Origin of the sequence: Herbidospora solisilvae (assembly GCF_009901565.1) — a bacterium.
GTDB classification, from domain to species: domain Bacteria; phylum Actinomycetota; class Actinomycetes; order Streptosporangiales; family Streptosporangiaceae; genus Herbidospora; species Herbidospora solisilvae.
Genome location: NZ_WXEW01000003.1, coordinates 525,207 through 541,919, shown reverse-complemented (window position 1 = coordinate 541,919; position 16,713 = coordinate 525,207). Strand labels below are relative to the sequence as shown.

Annotated in this window: 27 protein-coding genes; 2 read left to right on the top strand and 25 right to left on the bottom strand. The window is 69.9% G+C overall.

Translation table 11 applies throughout. The features are described 5' to 3' along the window. Positions 1-125: 125 nt before the first annotated feature. The 25 genes from GT755_RS12265 to GT755_RS12145 all read right to left on the bottom strand — a co-directional run bounded on the left by GT755_RS12265 (position 126) and on the right by GT755_RS12145 (position 15,452). Positions 126-530 carry a hypothetical protein gene (locus GT755_RS12265; RefSeq protein WP_161479831.1) on the bottom strand — a complete coding sequence of 135 codons (405 nt, stop codon included), beginning with the start codon at positions 528-530 and terminating at the stop codon, positions 126-128. Beyond that, positions 527-1,789 carry a DNA-methyltransferase gene (locus GT755_RS12260; protein ID WP_161479830.1) on the bottom strand — a complete coding sequence of 421 codons (1,263 nt, stop codon included), beginning with the start codon at positions 1,787-1,789 and terminating at the stop codon, positions 527-529. The genes GT755_RS12265 and GT755_RS12260 overlap by 4 nt, the downstream gene beginning before the upstream one ends. Further along, on the bottom strand, positions 1,786-2,373 hold the full coding sequence (locus GT755_RS12255) for a hypothetical protein (protein ID WP_161479829.1): 588 nt from the start codon (positions 2,371-2,373) through the stop codon (positions 1,786-1,788). Before GT755_RS12255 ends, GT755_RS12260 begins: the two co-directional genes overlap by 4 nt. Then, complete coding sequence (dnaN, locus tag GT755_RS12250) at positions 2,370-3,464, bottom strand: DNA polymerase III subunit beta (protein ID WP_161479828.1); 1,095 nt, start codon at positions 3,462-3,464, stop codon at positions 2,370-2,372. The genes GT755_RS12255 and dnaN overlap by 4 nt, the downstream gene beginning before the upstream one ends. Further along, on the bottom strand, positions 3,461-3,700 hold the full coding sequence (locus GT755_RS12245) for a hypothetical protein (protein WP_161479827.1): 240 nt from the start codon (positions 3,698-3,700) through the stop codon (positions 3,461-3,463). The genes dnaN and GT755_RS12245 overlap by 4 nt, the downstream gene beginning before the upstream one ends. After that, positions 3,697-4,554 (bottom strand): helix-turn-helix domain-containing protein, encoded by an 858-nt coding sequence (locus GT755_RS12240; RefSeq protein WP_161479826.1) that lies wholly within the window; start codon positions 4,552-4,554, stop codon positions 3,697-3,699. The genes GT755_RS12245 and GT755_RS12240 overlap by 4 nt, the downstream gene beginning before the upstream one ends. Further along, positions 4,551-7,427, bottom strand: a complete 2,877-nt coding sequence (locus tag GT755_RS12235; RefSeq protein ID WP_202609908.1) for a DNA cytosine methyltransferase — start codon at positions 7,425-7,427, stop codon at positions 4,551-4,553. The genes GT755_RS12240 and GT755_RS12235 overlap by 4 nt, the downstream gene beginning before the upstream one ends. Continuing rightward, a complete protein-coding gene (locus GT755_RS12230; RefSeq protein ID WP_161479825.1) occupies positions 7,424-7,729 on the bottom strand; it encodes a hypothetical protein in 306 nt (101 codons plus the stop codon). Before GT755_RS12230 ends, GT755_RS12235 begins: the two co-directional genes overlap by 4 nt. Then, a complete protein-coding gene (locus GT755_RS12225; protein ID WP_161479824.1) occupies positions 7,722-8,141 on the bottom strand; it encodes a hypothetical protein in 420 nt (139 codons plus the stop codon). The genes GT755_RS12230 and GT755_RS12225 overlap by 8 nt, the downstream gene beginning before the upstream one ends. After that, positions 8,138-9,286: a DUF5131 family protein gene (locus GT755_RS12220; protein ID WP_161479823.1), complete on the bottom strand. Its 1,149-nt coding sequence runs from the start codon at positions 9,284-9,286 to the stop codon at positions 8,138-8,140. Before GT755_RS12220 ends, GT755_RS12225 begins: the two co-directional genes overlap by 4 nt. Beyond that, positions 9,279-9,446, bottom strand: a complete 168-nt coding sequence (locus tag GT755_RS12215) for a hypothetical protein (RefSeq protein WP_161479822.1) — start codon at positions 9,444-9,446, stop codon at positions 9,279-9,281. The genes GT755_RS12220 and GT755_RS12215 overlap by 8 nt, the downstream gene beginning before the upstream one ends. Then, positions 9,443-9,892, bottom strand: coding sequence for a hypothetical protein (locus GT755_RS12210; protein ID WP_202609907.1), 450 nt, complete (start codon positions 9,890-9,892; stop codon positions 9,443-9,445). The genes GT755_RS12215 and GT755_RS12210 overlap by 4 nt, the downstream gene beginning before the upstream one ends. Then, a complete protein-coding gene (locus GT755_RS12205) occupies positions 9,889-10,317 on the bottom strand; it encodes a hypothetical protein (RefSeq protein WP_161479821.1) in 429 nt (142 codons plus the stop codon). Before GT755_RS12205 ends, GT755_RS12210 begins: the two co-directional genes overlap by 4 nt. A 13-nt stretch (positions 10,318-10,330) precedes the next feature. Next, positions 10,331-10,846 (bottom strand): hypothetical protein, encoded by a 516-nt coding sequence (locus tag GT755_RS12200; RefSeq protein ID WP_161479820.1) that lies wholly within the window; start codon positions 10,844-10,846, stop codon positions 10,331-10,333. Then, entirely contained in the window at positions 10,846-11,250 is a 405-nt protein-coding gene (locus tag GT755_RS12195; RefSeq protein ID WP_161479819.1) for a hypothetical protein, read from the bottom strand. Before GT755_RS12195 ends, GT755_RS12200 begins: the two co-directional genes overlap by 1 nt. Continuing rightward, positions 11,247-11,690: a hypothetical protein gene (locus GT755_RS12190; protein ID WP_161479818.1), complete on the bottom strand. Its 444-nt coding sequence runs from the start codon at positions 11,688-11,690 to the stop codon at positions 11,247-11,249. Before GT755_RS12190 ends, GT755_RS12195 begins: the two co-directional genes overlap by 4 nt. Next, positions 11,687-12,112, bottom strand: coding sequence for a hypothetical protein (locus GT755_RS12185; protein ID WP_161479817.1), 426 nt, complete (start codon positions 12,110-12,112; stop codon positions 11,687-11,689). Before GT755_RS12185 ends, GT755_RS12190 begins: the two co-directional genes overlap by 4 nt. Then, the gene (locus GT755_RS12180) at positions 12,109-13,122 is read right to left on the bottom strand and encodes a hypothetical protein (protein ID WP_161479816.1); all 1,014 of its coding nucleotides are present in this window, start codon (positions 13,120-13,122) and stop codon (positions 12,109-12,111) included. Before GT755_RS12180 ends, GT755_RS12185 begins: the two co-directional genes overlap by 4 nt. Beyond that, a complete protein-coding gene (locus tag GT755_RS12175) occupies positions 13,119-13,445 on the bottom strand; it encodes a hypothetical protein (RefSeq protein ID WP_161479815.1) in 327 nt (108 codons plus the stop codon). The genes GT755_RS12180 and GT755_RS12175 overlap by 4 nt, the downstream gene beginning before the upstream one ends. Next, on the bottom strand, positions 13,442-13,882 hold the full coding sequence (locus tag GT755_RS12170) for a hypothetical protein (protein ID WP_161479814.1): 441 nt from the start codon (positions 13,880-13,882) through the stop codon (positions 13,442-13,444). Before GT755_RS12170 ends, GT755_RS12175 begins: the two co-directional genes overlap by 4 nt. After that, entirely contained in the window at positions 13,882-14,271 is a 390-nt protein-coding gene (locus GT755_RS12165) for a DUF6197 family protein (RefSeq protein WP_161479813.1), read from the bottom strand. The genes GT755_RS12170 and GT755_RS12165 overlap by 1 nt, the downstream gene beginning before the upstream one ends. Further along, positions 14,271-14,477, bottom strand: a complete 207-nt coding sequence (locus GT755_RS12160) for a hypothetical protein (protein ID WP_161479812.1) — start codon at positions 14,475-14,477, stop codon at positions 14,271-14,273. Before GT755_RS12160 ends, GT755_RS12165 begins: the two co-directional genes overlap by 1 nt. Then, positions 14,477-14,974, bottom strand: coding sequence for a hypothetical protein (locus GT755_RS12155; protein ID WP_161479811.1), 498 nt, complete (start codon positions 14,972-14,974; stop codon positions 14,477-14,479). The genes GT755_RS12160 and GT755_RS12155 overlap by 1 nt, the downstream gene beginning before the upstream one ends. Before the next feature lie 89 nt (positions 14,975-15,063). After that, positions 15,064-15,243 (bottom strand): hypothetical protein, encoded by a 180-nt coding sequence (locus GT755_RS12150; RefSeq protein ID WP_161479810.1) that lies wholly within the window; start codon positions 15,241-15,243, stop codon positions 15,064-15,066. Continuing rightward, positions 15,240-15,452 carry a MerR family transcriptional regulator gene (locus GT755_RS12145; protein WP_161479809.1) on the bottom strand — a complete coding sequence of 71 codons (213 nt, stop codon included), beginning with the start codon at positions 15,450-15,452 and terminating at the stop codon, positions 15,240-15,242. Before GT755_RS12145 ends, GT755_RS12150 begins: the two co-directional genes overlap by 4 nt. 158 nt (positions 15,453-15,610) lie before the next feature. Between GT755_RS12145 and GT755_RS12140 the strand changes: the two genes are divergently transcribed. Beyond that, positions 15,611-16,042 carry a helix-turn-helix domain-containing protein gene (locus GT755_RS12140; protein ID WP_161479808.1) on the top strand — a complete coding sequence of 144 codons (432 nt, stop codon included), beginning with the start codon at positions 15,611-15,613 and terminating at the stop codon, positions 16,040-16,042. A gap of 498 nt (positions 16,043-16,540) precedes the next feature. After that, positions 16,541-16,708, top strand: a complete 168-nt coding sequence (locus tag GT755_RS12135) for a hypothetical protein (RefSeq protein WP_161479807.1) — start codon at positions 16,541-16,543, stop codon at positions 16,706-16,708. Positions 16,709-16,713 lie beyond the last annotated feature (5 nt).

The window sequence follows — 16,713 nt, the reverse complement described above, 5'->3', positions numbered from 1 at the left end:
GGACCGGGGCGGGCCGGGTATTCGGCCGGCCCCGTCGTGAGCCTCGCGGGATCTCGAACTGTGGGCGGCGATCCGGTGCGACCTGTGGATAACTCGGATCTTGTGGACAGCGCTGTGGATAACCGTCATGCCGCCTCCCTCAGTGCCGCCGGAGCGGCCCCAGGAGCGTGTCCAGCGCACCGGGGGCCGCAGGGGTAGAGCTGGGTGGGGAGAGCCCCGCACGGCCCCGTCCCATGTCCACACGGGCCCGACGTGCGGGCCTCGGCCAGGAGCAGGGGAGCCAGGGTGGCAAGGACCTCAGGGGTGACGACAGGCGGCAGCGCCTGCACGTTGGTGTCGGTGGTTCGCTCCGGGCACGGGCACTCCGGCGCGGAGCATGCTCCCGTCGCGTTCCGCCACGTGGCCGAGTAGATCGCCCAACCGGACCGGTCGGCGCCCTTCGTGTGCACGGCCCCCTGGTGGTCACAGCGGGTGCAGCGGGCCACCAGATCGGCCAGGGGCACCCAGGAACGGCTCTTCGGGGTGCTCACGCCGCGCCCCCTTCCGCCTCAACCTCGGCGAACAGCGACGGGACGTCGGGCGTGGCCTTGGGCTTGGGCAGTCCGAGCACCCGCGCCCGCTCCCCCGGGTCCGTCGTGCGCCACTGGGCGATGCGGCAGTAGTCCGCAGACCGGTCGACCGTGACGCCGCGGCGGCCGAGCATGGATGCGACCAGCGCCGTGGTGCCGGTACCGCCGAACGGGTCGAGCACGACGGCGGGTCGGGTAGGCGCGTTCTGATCAGGGCAGGCGCACGAGTAGCCGAGTAGGTGACGGTCCGTCGCAAAGCGCCGGTGGCCGATGCCATCCGATGTCATGCGCTTCGGGGCGGTCGGTGCCGCCCACGCCGCCAGCTCGTTGTTCGGCTCACCGTCCAGCGTCCGCTGGACATGCATCACAGGCCGGCGACCCTCTCCGCATTCGATGCAAATCCCGGTCGGCGACCAGCCGCGGATGATGCGACGTGGCCAGGCAGTCGGGAAGGCTGCGAAGTGGTCAACGCCAAGCTCGGCCGGAACCTTGAGCGGCTCGGTGGGGATCTCCCAGACGCTGCCGGGCAGAGCGCCGAGCGCATGAGGTTGGCTCTGGTTGAGGCCGTCGTACTGGCTTGCAGTGCCAGCTGTCGCTGGGCGCAAGCCCCCGTTGCGGCCAGCCGTCCAAGAACGGACGTGCGGCTCCCGGATCTCGTCGATCGCCGAGAAGTAGCGCGGCAGTTTGGTCAGATGGAACCAATGCTCATGCGAACGGCGGACTCGGTCGGTGACGCTCTCCGGGAGCGCATTCGGCTTACTCCAGATCAACTCAGCGCGGAGAATCAGGCCGAGCTGGTCGATGCAGCCGAGCGCGTATCTCCAGGGGAGGCCGACGAGTGACTTTCTCCCCACCCCGAAGGACGGCCCATCGAGGGGGTTACCGCCGAGCCTCCGCGCTGTACGCGCCTCGTTCTTCGCGTCGACTGTCGTACGCCCCGGCGCGCCCTTCCCGCTGTAGTAGGAATCCCCCAGGTTGATCCACAGCGAGCCGGTCGGTTTGAGTACCCGCATCCATTCGGCGGTGCACTGCAGCAGGTTGCTGACGTACTCAGCAGGAGTGGACTCATCTCCGATCTGCCCGGCGTAGTGCTCTCCGCCGTCTTGATAGGAGCGCAGCCCCCAGTAGGGCGGACTGGTGACGATGAGGTCAACGCTGGAGTCCAGGAGGGGGAGGGCGCGGGCGTCGCCACGGAGCACGACCGGCACGACCGCGGTCATGCCGCACCTTCCAGCGCGTCGTCTCCCGTGTACTCGGGGGCTTCGCGGATAGCGCCCTTCTCGACCGCCTGAATCAGCTCACACCCGGGGCACTCGCAGTAACCGTGACGGTCAGTGGACCCGTGAACCGCATGGAGCTTGGCGCCCTCGACCCTGACCGCCTCGCGCAGGCGGGCCAACTCCCCGAACACCTCGGCGAGGCCCCTTTCGCCCTCGCCGGCCTTCTCCTTGAGGAGCTTGGCCACATCCTTGGCAGCCCACTTCAGGCGCTCCACCTGGTCGGGCTTGGGCCGGTCGGGCAGCATCTCGATGCGCCCGCACAGCTCCCGGTACGGCTGGACCAGCTTGGGGATGACGTAGATCTCGAACTTGAAGGCGACCTGGTGCCACGCCTCCCGGGCGGCCGCCGCGCGGACAGCCTTCTCCCACGTCGACCGCTCCTTGAGCAGGCGCATCTTCATGTCCCGCTCGTGAATGGCGTCCCCACTGGCAGCCTTGAGCTGCTCGCGAAGCTCAGCAATTTCGTCATCGGAGGCGAACAGCGAGGGCACGTGCTCACCGCTCTGCGCGGCCGGGCGGGTCATGCCGCCCTCAAGGGCATCGCGATGTACTCGAAGTCGTCGTCGCCCTCGCCCACCAGCAGCGAGCCACGGCCCGGCGCGTGCATCCCGATCGAGGCGTTGTCGGCGTCGATGGCGGCCAGCCCGTCGCTGATGACCTGCGGCAGGAAGGACAGGTCGAGAGGGCCGCCTTCAAGGGCGCACGCGACGACCTCCGAGCCGCGCCCTCCGTCGTTCCCGGACCGGACGGTGACCGCGTCGTCGGCGAACCCGAGCCGGACGGGGGTGTCCGCGCCTCCGATAGCCACCACACGCTTCACCGCCTCGGCCAGCTCCTCCACCGGCACCAGGGCCGTGACGGGCGACTGGAGCATCTGCCGAGCGCGGCGCCAGTTCGGGAACTGGTCGGCCAGCAGGCGGGTGGTGAAGGTCCGTCCCGCCGAGGTGAAGCCGGCCAGCCGGTCGTCACCGCAGATCTGGACGGGTCCGGCGCCGAGGCCGCGGGCCAGGTCGCCGAGCGCCTTGGCGGGCACGAGCATCTCGATGTCGGCCGCCTCCAGCGTCGGCTGCCAGGTCACCTTCCGGTGGGCGATCCGCTTGGTGTCGGTCGCCGTGAGCAGCAGGCGGCCGTCGTCCGTGAGCATCTGTACGGCCGTCTGGTAGACCTGCGCCGAGGACGGATCGGCCGCCGGGCAGACCTGCCGTAGAGCGGCCTTGAATGTCTCGCCGGTCACCTCACCCAGGGCGGGCGGGGCGTCGGGGAGCGTCGGGAAGTCGTCGACCGGCATGGTGACCAGGACGTACTCGGAGGTGCCGCAGCGCAGCACGACCTCGGCACCATCCAGGGTCAGCTCGGCGAACTGCCGTCCGGGCAGGCCCTTGGCGACCTCGGCCAGCAGACGGGCGGAGACCAGGACGCGGCCCGGCTCGGCCACGTCGGCGCGGATCTCCACTCGGGCGGCCGTGTCGTAGTCGAAGGCGCTGATGGTGAGCAGTTCGCCCTCGGCCACGAGCAGAAGGCCGCCGAGGACGGGGAGGTTGGGCCGGGCCGGCACGACGCGCGCGGCCCAGCCAACGGCGTCGGCGAGGAGCTTGGGGTCTACGGAGATCTTCATGCGGCGTCCTCGTACTCATCGGGGTGAAGCTCGCGGTGGAGTTTGGGGTCGTGCCGGTAGAGGCACCCCGAACAGCAGGCGGGGTCACGAAGGTCGAGCCAGCCCGCGCCCTCGACAGGGTCGGGGCGGACCTCCAGGAGTTCCTCGCAGTCGGGGTAGAGGTGGCCCTCGAAGGGAAGCGCGCCAAGGATCAGGGCGCCGGGGTACCAGGGGCGTCGCCAGTCGATGAGGCTCATGCCGCCACCTGCTCTGCTGCCGCACGCTCGGTAGCTCGCTTCTTCTTCACGGTGGCGATCTGGAGAGCACGGGCCCGAACCCGGACACATGCCCGGCATTCGGCTCGACGGGCACGGCGGTTGTCATCGGCCCACGCGTACTCGGCCATCGGCTTGGTCTTCTCGCACACGGAGCAAGTGCGGATACCTGTGGGCTGCCGTTCCGCCAGAGTCATGGCGGCCAGGACGCCGCCGGGATCGTCCTGTTCGGGGACGGTCCTGGCCCAGGACAGGCAGGCGACGAACACCGTGCAGTTGAGACACACCTCGCGGGCCTCGTCTTCGGCCTGCTCGTCACCGGCCGCCGGCATCATGTCGACGGCTGTCCGCGTGCAGGCGCCCCCCTTCGGCATGGACAGCGTCGGGCCGCCCATCGGATGGGGCTTACTGGGCGGGTTGGCCACGAGCCGCAGCCGCACGTCAAGCACGGCGATGTGGGCCAGGTACGTCGCCAGGGCCGTACCGCGGGCGTCGGCCTCGATCTTCGAGATGACGGACGACTTCGAGACGTGGCGACGCTCGGCCAGTTCCTCCTGCGACCAGCCTCGTGCGCGCCGAAGACTGCGCAAATCCTCGACCAACTCGTCGTCGCGAAGAACGACCCGGCCGTCACGGTCGACGGCCTCCATCGCAGCTTCGACCAAGGCGGACCACCCCAGCAGGGCCCCCATGGGCGGAGATGCCTTGCCGTGCCGCCAGTTGGACACCGACTTGGCGCTGACTTCGAGGACCTTCGCGACCGCCTTGTCGGTCAGATCCCTGTCCCGGGTCCGCTTGGCCAACTCGGTGACGAGCGGGTGCGGAGCGCGCGTCATGCCGCCACCCCCGGGAACCGCTCCAAGTCCTCCCCGGTGATGCACTCCACGAGCGCGGAGACGATGACCTCGGCCACGGGCGGCGTGACGGCGTTGCCGTACTGCCTCACGCGCTCCCGCTTGTTGCCGAGGACGACGTACGCCTCGCCGAAGGCCATCGCGGCACCGATCTCGTGCGGCTCCAGCATCCGGAACAGGACGTCCTCGATGTCGGGCATGGCACCGACCAGCGCGTACTTGTCGCGCGTGGTCAGCGTGCCGACCGGCTCGCCAACGGACCGGGCCTGGCCCTTGCCGAAGTACGGCACGAGCAGGTGCTCCCAGGTGATGACCGACTGGTGGCCAGCCGTGGTAAGCGCGCGGAGCGGCTCGTGGAACGGGGTGGACATCTGGCCGGCGTCACCGCGCGGGGTGTTGTTGCGCATCACGAACCCCGGCGGCGGCGTCACCAGCCCGTGGTGATTGCCGGAGGCGGTCACGGTGGCCAGGGCCTCAGCGACCGAGCGGGCGTCGGAGCCGCCGCCGCGCAGTTCGGCGACGAAAGGCAGCCAGGCCAGGCCCGTCTCGTTGCGGGCCGTCTGCGTGCGCAGCGGCTGGTCGGCCGGGGCCGCCTCCTTGCCTTCGCGTCCTTCCACGGGCACGAGCAGCGGCGGGACGACCAGGCCGTGGTTGCCGCCGTCGGCGACGACCGTGGCGAGCGGGTCGACGTCGGCGCGCAGGCTGCGGTTTCGGCCCGAGCGAAGCGGCACGAGGAACGGCGGGACCGCAATGCCGAGGTGGTTGCCGGAGGCCGTGGCGGTGGGGAGAACTTCGGTGATGGCCCCGGTCCGGATGTCCCCTTCCCCGCCGCGATGGACGGTGATGAACGGAGGCACGGCGACGCCGTCGTTCTCTCGCGTGGTGCGCGTCGACATGGGCTCGGTCACGGGCGCGGCGTCATTGCGCCACGTTCCCCCAGCGGGAACCACGATGGGCCGGGCGTACTTTTTCAGACCGGCCTCGATCCGGGCCATAGTCTTCTCGGCGAGAGGCTTGGCCCGGTCGCCGATGCGCTGGCCGGGCAGCGACCAGTCGATCGCGGCGGCGGCCGGGAGCGCGAACGGCTCCACGACCTGGTTGCGGCAGGAGGTGCGGGGGCACCGGTAGACGTACTGCTGCCGGTAGCGGCCCATGTCCGCGCCGAGGGTCTTGAAGGACTGGAGGGCCGACACCCACTGCCCGCAGGTCGAGCACCAGGCGGCCGGGCGGAGCCACTTGTCCCAGTCCGGGTCGCGGCCGATGCTGCGGTGCCAGTAGGCGACGTACAGGCGGTCACGGGACTGCGGGGCCCGCGGGGTGCGAGCCGAGAGGGCGTGCATGCTGTTCATCGCGATGAGCCGGGTCCGGTAGCCGAGCTTGCGGATCTCTCCCACCCAGCGGTCCCACTGGTCCCAGGCGCGGACGTCGACCACGTTCTCGACGACGCCGGCGAGCACCAGCCCGCCGCGTTGCTGGACGCCCCGCAGGTACATCGGGACCTCTTCCATCAGCGCGCGGGAGCGTTCCGCTTCCTCGTCCGGGCCGGGCCCGACGTCGAAGATGGAGTCCTGCAACGTGCTGTCGAAGTCGCGGCGCTTCCCGCGGGCGACGCTCCACTGCGGGCACTCCGGGCTGGCCCAGAAGAGGTCGGCGACGGGCCAGCGCTCGACGGGCGCTTCCCGAATGTCGCCCTTCCAGTGGTCGACGTCGGGGAAGTTGGCCGCGTGGGACTCGATCGCGCGGTCCCAATGGTTCGCGGCCCGGGTCACCGTGACGCCGGGCACGGCGTCGGCTCCCTGGCTGCTGCCGCCTGCGCCGCAGTTTCCGGTCCAGTGCACGAGGCCGTTACGGCGGCACAGCCACGTGCCGTACTCGACGGTCGGGCACCAGACGATCCCGGTGTAGGTTGTCCACTCGGCGACGGCCTGGCGGAGCGGCTTCGCGGTGACCCGCTCCAGAAGTGACACCCGCCACATCGGGTAGGCGGCGCCCTTGTGCTGCATGTCCCATCGGTGAATCGACGTCGCCCGGCCGGCGAGGATCGCGGCGAACTGGAATCCCTCGGCCCGGTCCTGCCGATTCTGTGAGAGCGACGAATCCCGCGCACCGTTCCGCACCCGGGTCGTCCCGTCGGCCAGCATCGACGCCTCGATCAGCAGGTCGAGCTGCCCGGCGGTGAGCGCGAGGAGCCAGCCAGGGTCGAGCACGTGGTCAGGGGCGGCCGCGAGGATCGGCGCCGCGGCGGCCGCGTTGAGGCGCCAGTACCGGGTTCCCCCATACTCCGCAACGTTCCAGGCCGGCTGGCCGACTCGACGGCCAGCACGCCCGACAGGCGGCCCGTAGAGCGCGGTGAGTACCTGCTCGATCCGCTCGCACTTCTGCGGGTTTACCGAAGGCGACTGCGACAGGTGGATGCCGCCGTTGGCGCGGTAGCTGCCCTCGGTCCACGCCCATCCCACGAGCTCAACGAGCGCGTCGTCGTAAACGGGCTGGGCCGGGAGCTCGAAGGGGGCGCTCCGGACCACCGAGGACTCCAAGGTGAGCTGATCGGAGGTCCGGACCTGCCATTCGAGGCGGCGCGCGGCCGTCGCGCCGACGCGCTGCTGCACGGGCCAGCGGTGGCCGACGGTGGTCAGCGCCGAGATTGCCTTGCCCTCGACCTTGAGCATCTTCTCGTCGACCAGGTCGAAGAGGTTCATGCGCTGGATGGGCACCCAGCGCGCGAGCCCGTCCTCAATGTTGAGGCTGGCGACGAGGTCTCCCACGGCGACCTCGTCGTACCGACGCCAGCCTCGCGTGGTCAAAATCTCGGTCTCGGTGTCGGCACAGAACCAGTCCATGATCGTTAAGGTCATCGACCCAACCTCCGGGGGTTCCGCAGGTACTCGCCGTGAGGCCAGAGGTCCTGCTTGAGCTGGTCGAGGAAGTGCTGCTCGACGAGGTCGAGCGGCGGGCCGCCCGACTCGATCGGGTGGGCGGTCGAGAGGCGGCGGATCAGCGCGCGGGCCCGCTTCTGCTTCCGGGCGAGCCGCAGCATCAGCCCGCCGCCGACGGCCGCGCCGACCACGATCGCGATGGCCAGGAGCGCGACGAAGTCGTCGAGCTTGCCGGTGTCCTCCATGTAGGCGAGGACCGTGCGGACGGAGATCTCATCCACGGCCGGCCACCTCCTCGGGCAGCTCAACGCCGAGGGGCACGCCGTAGTCGACGTGAAGCCGGTAGGCGTCCAGGAGGGCGTCGATCGCGTCGCGGTCGGCCTCGGCCGCCTGGTCGCGGCGGGCCTTCAGCCACGTCTCGACGGCGTCGCCGCGGCGCGGGCCGGGCTGTTCCTCGCCGAGGTAGGTACGGGCGACGGTGAGTGCGTGCCCGAGGTCGGACATCGGCCTGCTCAGCGCGGGATCGCTCCGCTGCCCGGCGGCGACGGCGACGAGGATCCGGTAGTGGACCGTGCTCGTCATCTCCAGCCAGTCGGCGAGCTTGGCGGCGAAGGCCTGCGGATGGGCCGGAGCGTTCCCGGTGCGCAGCCCCGCGACGGCGGTCTTCAGCGACTCTGAGGGGATGCTGCTCACGCGGCCACCGCCTTGGAGAAATCCGGGTACTCATCCCAGGTCCGGCCGTCGAGCTCGCGCCCGGCAGTTTTCTTGCCCCAGCGGCGGACTGCGCCCGGGTAGTCGCCGTGCGAGTCGCGCTCCAGCGACCACGTCTTGTGGTCCGGCTCGTAGAGGTGTCCGTCCTCGGAGACGTGGTGAGTTGCGCCGCGCTTCTCGGCCTTGGCCTTCTCGGCCGCGAGCCACGCCGGATCGGCCGACTTCCAGCCCCCGCTCGGCTCAGCGATCCGGACGGACCACGGCGCGGGACCCCACTCGCCCCACTGCTTGAAGTGGAAGGAGGCACTGGCGGTCGCGCACTGATCGCGGAGGCTGCGAGCCCAGTTCGGGTGCATGGGCCGCGCGTGACGGCCGGACTCGCCGCCGACGATGACCCAGTCCAGGACGCTCGGGCAGCAGGAGTAGACGTCGCGGCCGTCGCTCGTCTTCACGTCGCCGCCGAGCGCGTCGATCAGCGCACCGTTGCGGGCTCGCAGGTTACGCAGATCGATCGGCCCCAGCAGTGGTTCAGCGGAGATGAACCGGACGGCGGCCGGCGTCTCCAGCAGAGCTGGGATGCGCAGCTCGGCGTGCTTCTGGTCCTCGACGGAGACGCCAACCCACACGTTCGGGAGAGGCCAGGACCGATCGAAGTAGACGGCATTCCCGTCGACTCCCGGCACATACGTTGGGCTGTGCGGCGTCCCAGCCCAGCTCATGTTGGACCGGAGGTGGACACCGGCAACGTGCCCGCTACCGCATCGGCAGAAGTCGTTGAGGAACGCCCGCATCCTCGCGTGCCGTTTGGTCAGGATCTGGAAGGTGTGGTGACTGGCCTGGGCCATCACCGCGAATACCTGGGTGATGAACTCGTCGGGCACGTCGTCGTGGAACAGGTCGCTCATGCTGTTCACGAAGATTCGGCGCGGCCTCTTCCAGCGGAGCGGCAGTGGGAGCCGCTCGGGCCGGAGCGTCACGCCGAAGCCGTTCGGGTAGGCGGGCGTCCCGGCGAAGCGGCGCGCGATCCCCTCGGCGTAGCAGTTGTCGCATCCGGCACTGACCTTCGTGCAGCCGGTGACCGGGTTCCAGGTGGCCTCGGTCCACTCGATGGAGCTGCGGTCACCCACGACGGCCACCCCCTCGGGCGAGGATCGCGGCGCGCGAGAACACCGGCTGCTGGGGGATGGGGTGGTCCCGCAGGTACTGGTCGTAGAGCTCCCGCGTGGCCTCGTCTTCGCCGCCGGGCCAGACGCCCGGGTGGCCCGGGTCGGTGTAGGTCTCGCTCATGAGGTCACCTCCGCCTCGATCGGCTCCAGGTAGTGGATTGGCCGGCCGAGCGCCTCGGCGTACTCGATCTCGCTGCGGGTCGAGTCGCCGATGTAGCCGCCGACGTTGAGCACGAGGACCTCGTCAGCGAGGTCGATCTTCCGCTTGTGCAGGTCGTCGAGGTGGTCCTTCACCTTGGCCAGGTCCTCGGCGGACATGTCGCCGAAGATTTCGGCGTCGCTGCGCATGTCGCAGCCGATGCTCAGCACGATCCGGCCAGCGAGGGTCTGCCGGAGGTTGGCCTCGCGGAAGGCTTCGCCGAAGCGGGTCGACCCGCAGAGCACCACGATGGTGGGCCGCTGGGCCGGGATGTCCCCGGGGCGCGAGAAGCGGAGGTGGCGGGGCGGGAAGTCCCTGACCAGGTCGTGATGCCTGTGGCATTCGTTGGAGTAGTGCGGGTAGCTCACCGTCCGGTCTCCTCTCTGGCGTCCTGGGCGTCGTGCAGCGCCGCGATCCGCGCGATCCGCGCGTCGGGGTCCTTCGACAGGTCCGGCGCGTCCGCGTACGGGGGCCGGCCGATCCGGGCCAACTCCTCATCGCTGGCCGGGTCGGGAACGGTCCGCTCCACCAGGTCGACGAAGGCGTTCCAGTAGGCGATGTCGGCCTCGCGCTTCGCCTTCACGGCCTCGCGCTGGGTCTCCAGCTCGGAGGCCTGTTCCACCAGGTCGGCGATGCGCTTGTCGAGGTCGGCGACCTCGTCGTCGCCCCGCTTGCCGATGGCGGCGATCTCTTCGGCGACGTGGGTGCGGGTCCACCGCTTCACGTCCGGGGCCTCACCCCGGTAGGAGGCGGTGACGGTCGGGAACACCTGAGTGTCGGTGCTCAAGGTCATGACGAACTCCAGATCAGAAGGGGGCTTCGGCGGAGGTGAGCTGCCAATCGGAGTAGGAGACGGTCCGCACCCAGACAGCCCGGCCGTCGTCGTGCGCCTCCTCGACGGTGTCGGCGTCGGCCAGATCGGAGTCGGCGTGCGGCACCACCTCGGGCGAGCGGGTCACCGTGAACTGGGCCGACTCGATTAAGGACAGCGCCCCGATGCGGCTGCGGGCCTCACGCAGCTCGGCGACCAGATCAGGGACCGCGCCGAGGGCCTTCAGCGTGGCCGGGGCGATCACCATGGACTTGCCCATGGCCTCCTCGTAGGCGGTCTCGATCTCGTCGAGGTCGAGCGGCGGCTCGGGCTCCGGCTCCTCCATGTAGGGGGTCGTCGGCTCGCCAAGGTCGTCGATGTGGGTCACGGGCACCTCCGTCGTGGGCGTGGGGGGCGGCATCTCGGAGCCGCTGCCGATGCAGTCGTGGTCGACCGGGAGGGTTTCGCGCTCCCAGTCGCAGAAGCGCATGTCGTGGACGTCGGAGGCCATCACGCCGCCTGCCGGAGCTGGGCGGCGGCCAGGCAGTAGCGGCGCACCAGTTGCTGGCCGGAGCGCTCCATGACGACCTCGATGAGGCCCTCGTTGAGCAGCAGGGTGATTCCGGTGATGGCCTGGCCTCGCGCCCGGTCGCTGCCCGCGACCACCCTGGCGAGGTCGATCGCGCTGAAGACCAGATGGGGATAGCGCCGCATGTGGGCGAGGATCGGGTCCCGCGTCCACCCGGCCGGCCTGTACGTGCCGGGCCCGCCGCGCCGCCAGCGCTCGTAGCGGTCGGCGGTCCGCCGGGTCACCTTGAGCCGGTCAGCCGCCTGGTCGATGGTCAGGCCCGAGGCGCGGAGGCGCCGGTACTCTTCGCGGCGGGCGGGCGCATCGGCCTTCGATGTCGTCGTCACGCCGCCTCCCCCCGAGTCCGGGCGGGCCAGTCGGCGAGCTTGGCCCGCCGGTCGGCCGCCTGCTGCGTGAGCGTCCGCTTGTCCCACTCGTGGATGAGCAGGTCGAGGTCGTAGCCCCAAGCCGGTTCGCGGGTGAGCTCCTCGTTGTGCTGGCGACAGCACGGCTCGGCGTTGTCCGGGTCGTCGATCGGCCCGCCGCGCGCCCTGGTGAGCGGCTCATGCAGGTCGTCAGCCAGACGGCCGCACCAGGGCACGACGCAGCGAGGGCGAATTCCGTCCGGCCACAACTCGTCTTTCATGGCCCGCCGGCGGCGGTTCTCCGCGCGGCGCTTGTCGCTCACCGACTTGAGCGGAACCCGCTTCAGCTCGGTGTTGCCGCGCTTCATCGGGGCGCGGCGGGCCAACGGCTTGCCGGGCTGGAGTGGCTTGTTCCGCCTCATGCGCCACCTGCCCGCGTGGTGATCGTCTCGATGGCCAGCGCGGTCTTGTTGAGGCTGCCCATGAGCATGGCCTGCTCCTTGAGTGCCTCCAGGAAGTCCCACGCGGCGTTGCGCGCGGCAGAGGCCCTGCGCAGCGCCAAGAACTGATCCGGGACGCGATCGGCGAACCAGGCGTCGCGAGCCTTCTGGCTGACATGGCTGCCGACCTCGGGGGCATCGTCCAGGTAGGGCGCCTTCGCCCGGTGGTACGCCTCCTCGGCGTCCACCTCGACTCGCCGGGCCTTCCGGAGGTCGAGCTGGGCCCGCCCGATCGCGTTGGTCAGCAGTTGAAGGTAGGTGTTGGTCTCATATGGGCTGAGCACCTCGCCCGGGTTCCGGAACTGGAACCCGGACTGGTTCAGCGAGTACGCGGCCTCGCTCATGCCACGTCACCTCCAGGCGCGGGCCCCGACGGCTGCGTCCACGGCTCGCCTGTCGGCACGGCCCGCAGCCGGTCGGCCTTGCGCGGACTGGAGGTGACCTCCTTGACGAGCGCGTTGTGGGCGCGCTTCTCCGGGCCGGTCATGTGGCCGGCGGCGGCGAGCTGTTCGTCGGTGACCTTCGAGCGGGCGACCGTGCCGTCTTTGTTGCGGGGCAGCCCGTCCGGGCCGATCCGGGACTGCTCGTCCAGAGCGTCGGCCCGCTCCTTTACGGCCTCCAGGAGGCGGTTGGCGGTGACCGAGTTGATGGTCCGCTGGCGCATCGCGTCGACCACGTCCTGCCGGAACCGGTGGACGGTGTCGAGCGTCGACTCGGCCAGGCGCTTCTCGAACACGCCGACCCAGTTCTCGTCGACCACGACGGCCGCGTCGGCGGCGCGCTGCTGCGGCGGCATCGCCCGCTGCCCGGCGTCGGCGACGACGTTTTCGGCGGCCGGGTTGGAGCGGTCGCCCTTCTGCCACTGGGCCAGGGCCACGCCGAACCTCTGGGCGCCGTTCCGGATGGCGTCGCCGATCAGGACCTTGACCGCGTCGGACTGGTTGGACGGGCAGGACCCGTAGCCGGGACGGGTGACACCGAGCACGGTGAGCCTGATCCACATCCCGACGGGGCGGCCGAACTCGTCAGTGTCGAGCTTGGGCGTCCCGTCCTCGTCGAGCGCGAACGGCTCCCACGTCCAGAACGGGTCCGTCTCCAGCAGCCGCTCGACCACGTCGGCGTGGCCGACGTAGTCGATGTGGATGTGCTTCGGCGACACCCACGCCTGGCACTCCGGGCAGCGCCGCTTCTGGTGGTCCGGCTTCGGGCAGTGCGTCCGGAAGTCGGCGCACTCCTTGCAGGTGACGCGCGGGAGCTTCCCGATCTGCTCCTCGCGGAACGGCTTCCGCAGGTCATGAAGCTGAGCCAGAAGCCGATCCCGCTCCTCGGCCGACATGGCGAACGCCTCGCTCATCGGTCGCCTCCCGTCAGGGCCCGGCGGGCGGCCGTCACCCAGCCGCATGCGATGTCGTAGGCGGCGTCCTGGCGGTCGTCGCACGTCAGCTCGGGCTCGACCTCACGCCAGCCGATGGCGCCGCACTCGACGGCGTCGCGGAACCAGATCGCGTCGGCGTACGCCTCGAACCTTTCGGCCACCTGCGCGGCGTCGAGGTCGGCGTCGGCGAGGCGGTGGAGTTCGGCCACGCAGTCGGCCGTCCAGTTGTCGTCCAGCCAGTTCCCGGCCAGGCGCTCCAGCCGCTGCTCCGTCGTGAACAGGCTCGTGATCGTGGCGGTCATTCCCCGCCCTCCAGGAACCTGTCGATCGCGAACTGGGCGTGAGCGCTGTCGAGGTCGAACGGGCCATCGCGCCGGATCGAGTCGATGACGTAGGCCCACATGCCCCAGAGGTCACTGGCACTGATCGACTCATGCATCAGCTCGCGCAGCTCGGCCTCATGGACGTCGTCGAACGTCCCGCACACCCACTCCTCGGCGAGCACGACGAGCCGTTCACGGGGGGTGCGGGCACCCGCGAGGGTCACGGAACCCTCGGGGTGCCCGCCGGCCGTTCCGGAGCCGTCGGCGTGGAACTCCGGGGTGGCCACCGCCGCGTCCGCTGCGGACGACGCGACGGAGTCGGGGGTGCGCTTCGTCTTACGCAGGCCGGGCAGGCGCGTGGTCAGGTCCTCGATCGGACCGCTCAGGCGCTCCCAGTGCGCGGTGAACAGGGACATCAGAGGGACTCCCCCTTGTCGTGAGCTGCGGCCACGCCTTCGAGGGCGGCGATGATGTCCGCCCAGGTGCGCCGGGAGTCGTCGTTCCAGTGGCCGATCAGCGTCGGCAGGTCGAGCGCCGGGTCGGGCTCGATGGGCACGTAGTCGCGGAGCGCCTCGCCGGTCGCGCGGGCCAGCGCGTGGTGGGGGTGGTCGTCCCAGGGGGCGTCCACGTCGAGGCCGCTGGCCAGGTTGATGGCGCCACACACGTCGACCGGGACGTGGTCGAGGTCGGCGCCCTGCGCCACCCACTCACGGTCGTAGTAGTCGCCCTGGTAGTGGCCGCGCTCACGGAGGACCTCGACCGCGCCGCGGGCGGCGTCGGCAACGCTGGCGGGGATGGTCTCCATCACGCCGCCTTCGCTAGGTCGCGGGCGGGAGCGGGGACGTGCAGGTCGGCGAGGCGAGCGCGGATGGCCAGCAGCCAGAAGCGCATCAGGGCCTTGTCGCGGAGCTTGGCGGCCTTGCCCAGCTCGATTCGGTCGGACCTGAGCGCCTGGTCGGCGCGGCAGTCAGGGCATCCCTCGATGTGGCGGCGCATCTCATTGGCGGACATCAGGCGGCCGCCTCAGCGGTGTGGGGCTTGCTCGCGGAGAGCCGGACCTTGACGCCGCCGACCTTGCCGTTCAGACGCACGTAGTGCCCATCCTCGCTCTTCTGGACGAGGTCGAGGAAGTTGGCGAAGGCGCGGAACGTGGACTCGTGGTTCCCGTAGACGTGGGTGGAGAGCGAGGCGGTGCCGTCGTACTCCACGTGGAGGCTCCAGTTGAGGAGCGGAAGCTCGCCGTTGGCCACGAGCGACGCCGCCACGGAAAGGGCGGTGGCCGCAGCGATACGCGTCAGCTCGTCAGAGGTGGCCGTCTTCCACTCGCCGTCGGCCTCGACCTCGATGAGCGAGTGGGGGAACTCCCGGAGGAACCGCTCGTGCTGGTCGCGGACCTGGCCGAGCTGGCGCGTCGGCTCGGTGATGCCGACGATGGGGCCGTCGTCGGGGCCGCAGTCGGCGATGACGACCCTGAACCTGTCGGGGACAGTGTGAGACGATGAAGTCATTCCCGGCTCTGCCTTTCTGCTAAGCGAGTGTTGAGCTGGGGGGTTTCGCGGGCCTTGCCGGGTGACAGCCGGCCGGGCCCGCCTTGTTTTCAGGCGGCGGGGCGATCAGCGAGCGAGGACGCCGCGATAGCCGCACGAACGTGGGGGGCGAGCAGCGCCGCGATGCGGGTCCGCTGTTCGGGGGTGAGGGGCGGATCGGTCATGCCGTCGTCCCAGCCCGCCTGGAAGATCTCGTCGGGGGTTCGGCACAGGCGGCGGGGGGCGGTCACGCCGCGTCCTGCGTCTGTGCGGGCACGGCGGCGTCGGCCGCGATCTGCTCCAGGTTCTGTCGCGAGAAGCGGATCAGACGCTTCTCGCCGGGGAGGCGGCAGTGCGGGAGCGTCCCCGTGCGGGCCCCGTTCTTGAGGAACCAGACGGTCACGCCCAGGAGGGGAGCCGCCTCTTCGGCCTTGTAGAGCAGCTTCCTGTCGTCGTCCATGGCGCAACCGTACGCACGAAAACAAGTTTGAGCAAGGTTTCGCTAGCTTTTAGTTGCTGACACTAGCTGGCGCATGCCTCGACGTGCGGAAACCTGGGAAATGACCTAGAGTCGGGGCCCTGCACTCTGGCCTAAGAGCGACAGGCAGGAGCCGAGTGATGTCGGAGTCGTACACCCACGAGGATTGGGTGCGCCTCGGCAGTGCGGTGCGGCAGCGCCGTCACGAGTTGAACCTCAGCCAGCCGGGCATAGCCGCCGCCGGCGGGCCCTCGGTGGGGGTTCTCTCAAAGTTGGAGAACGGAAAATTGCCCAGCCCGCCCGGAGATCGGGTGCTGATCAGCCTGGACAGGGCTCTCGGCTGGACCGTGGGTAGTTGCACTGCGGTGCTGCGGAATGACGCCCCCACTCTGGCCTCTTCCTCGCCGCAAGACGACATCGCCGATCCTGCGACGAGGGCGGCACTCGATGCCCAAAACCGCCTGCTTGAAGCGGCCCGAATAGAGATCGAGATGCTCAAGAATCGTCTTGCCGCACTAGAAGGCGGGAATCACGACGAGAACGGCGGCAACAAAGATCGGCAAACCGCGTAAACGGCACCGGTCGGTATGACCTGGAATTATGGGCCACAGGTTACGAACGGTCACATTCACGGATTGCGGGTTCATCTCCGTGGAACGGACCAGCCGCCTGGGTAACACTGCAAGTCCCATACCAGGGCTGCCCTGGTACACCCCCGCCCAGGAGGTGGACGTGTCCCCGCAAGATGACGTCAACGCCCTCCGCGAGAAGGCCCTCCGATTCACCGACCGCGAGAACAGCCCGGCTGCATCTCAGGTCGCGGAAATCGTGGCGGCGCTGCGTCAGGTCGAAGAACTTCGGGCCCTCGTCGCCCGATGCGAAGCCGAACCGGCCGCAGAGCTAGTCACCGTTTGGCGGTCCCCCAGAGGTCCCCGCCAGTTCGTCCCAGTACGAAGCCGCCGGGGCCGCCCGTGGCGGGCGTTGGTCCACCCTCTTGGTGTGGTCGACCCCGTCCGGGAACGCATGAACTGGACGAAGATCCAAATCGCAATCGACGCGGCCGAGGCAGCATGAGTGATCAATGGCATGTGCATGACCTCGGGCCCGATGTCGACGCCCTCATCTCTGCAGAGACGGGCGAGTTCGCCAAGGTGATCGTCCCGCCGGGCGCGGACCCTTCAGTCATCGCCCAGATCAAAACGCGCCACTGGTGGCGACGGGAGCCGAAGAACAAATGAGAAGG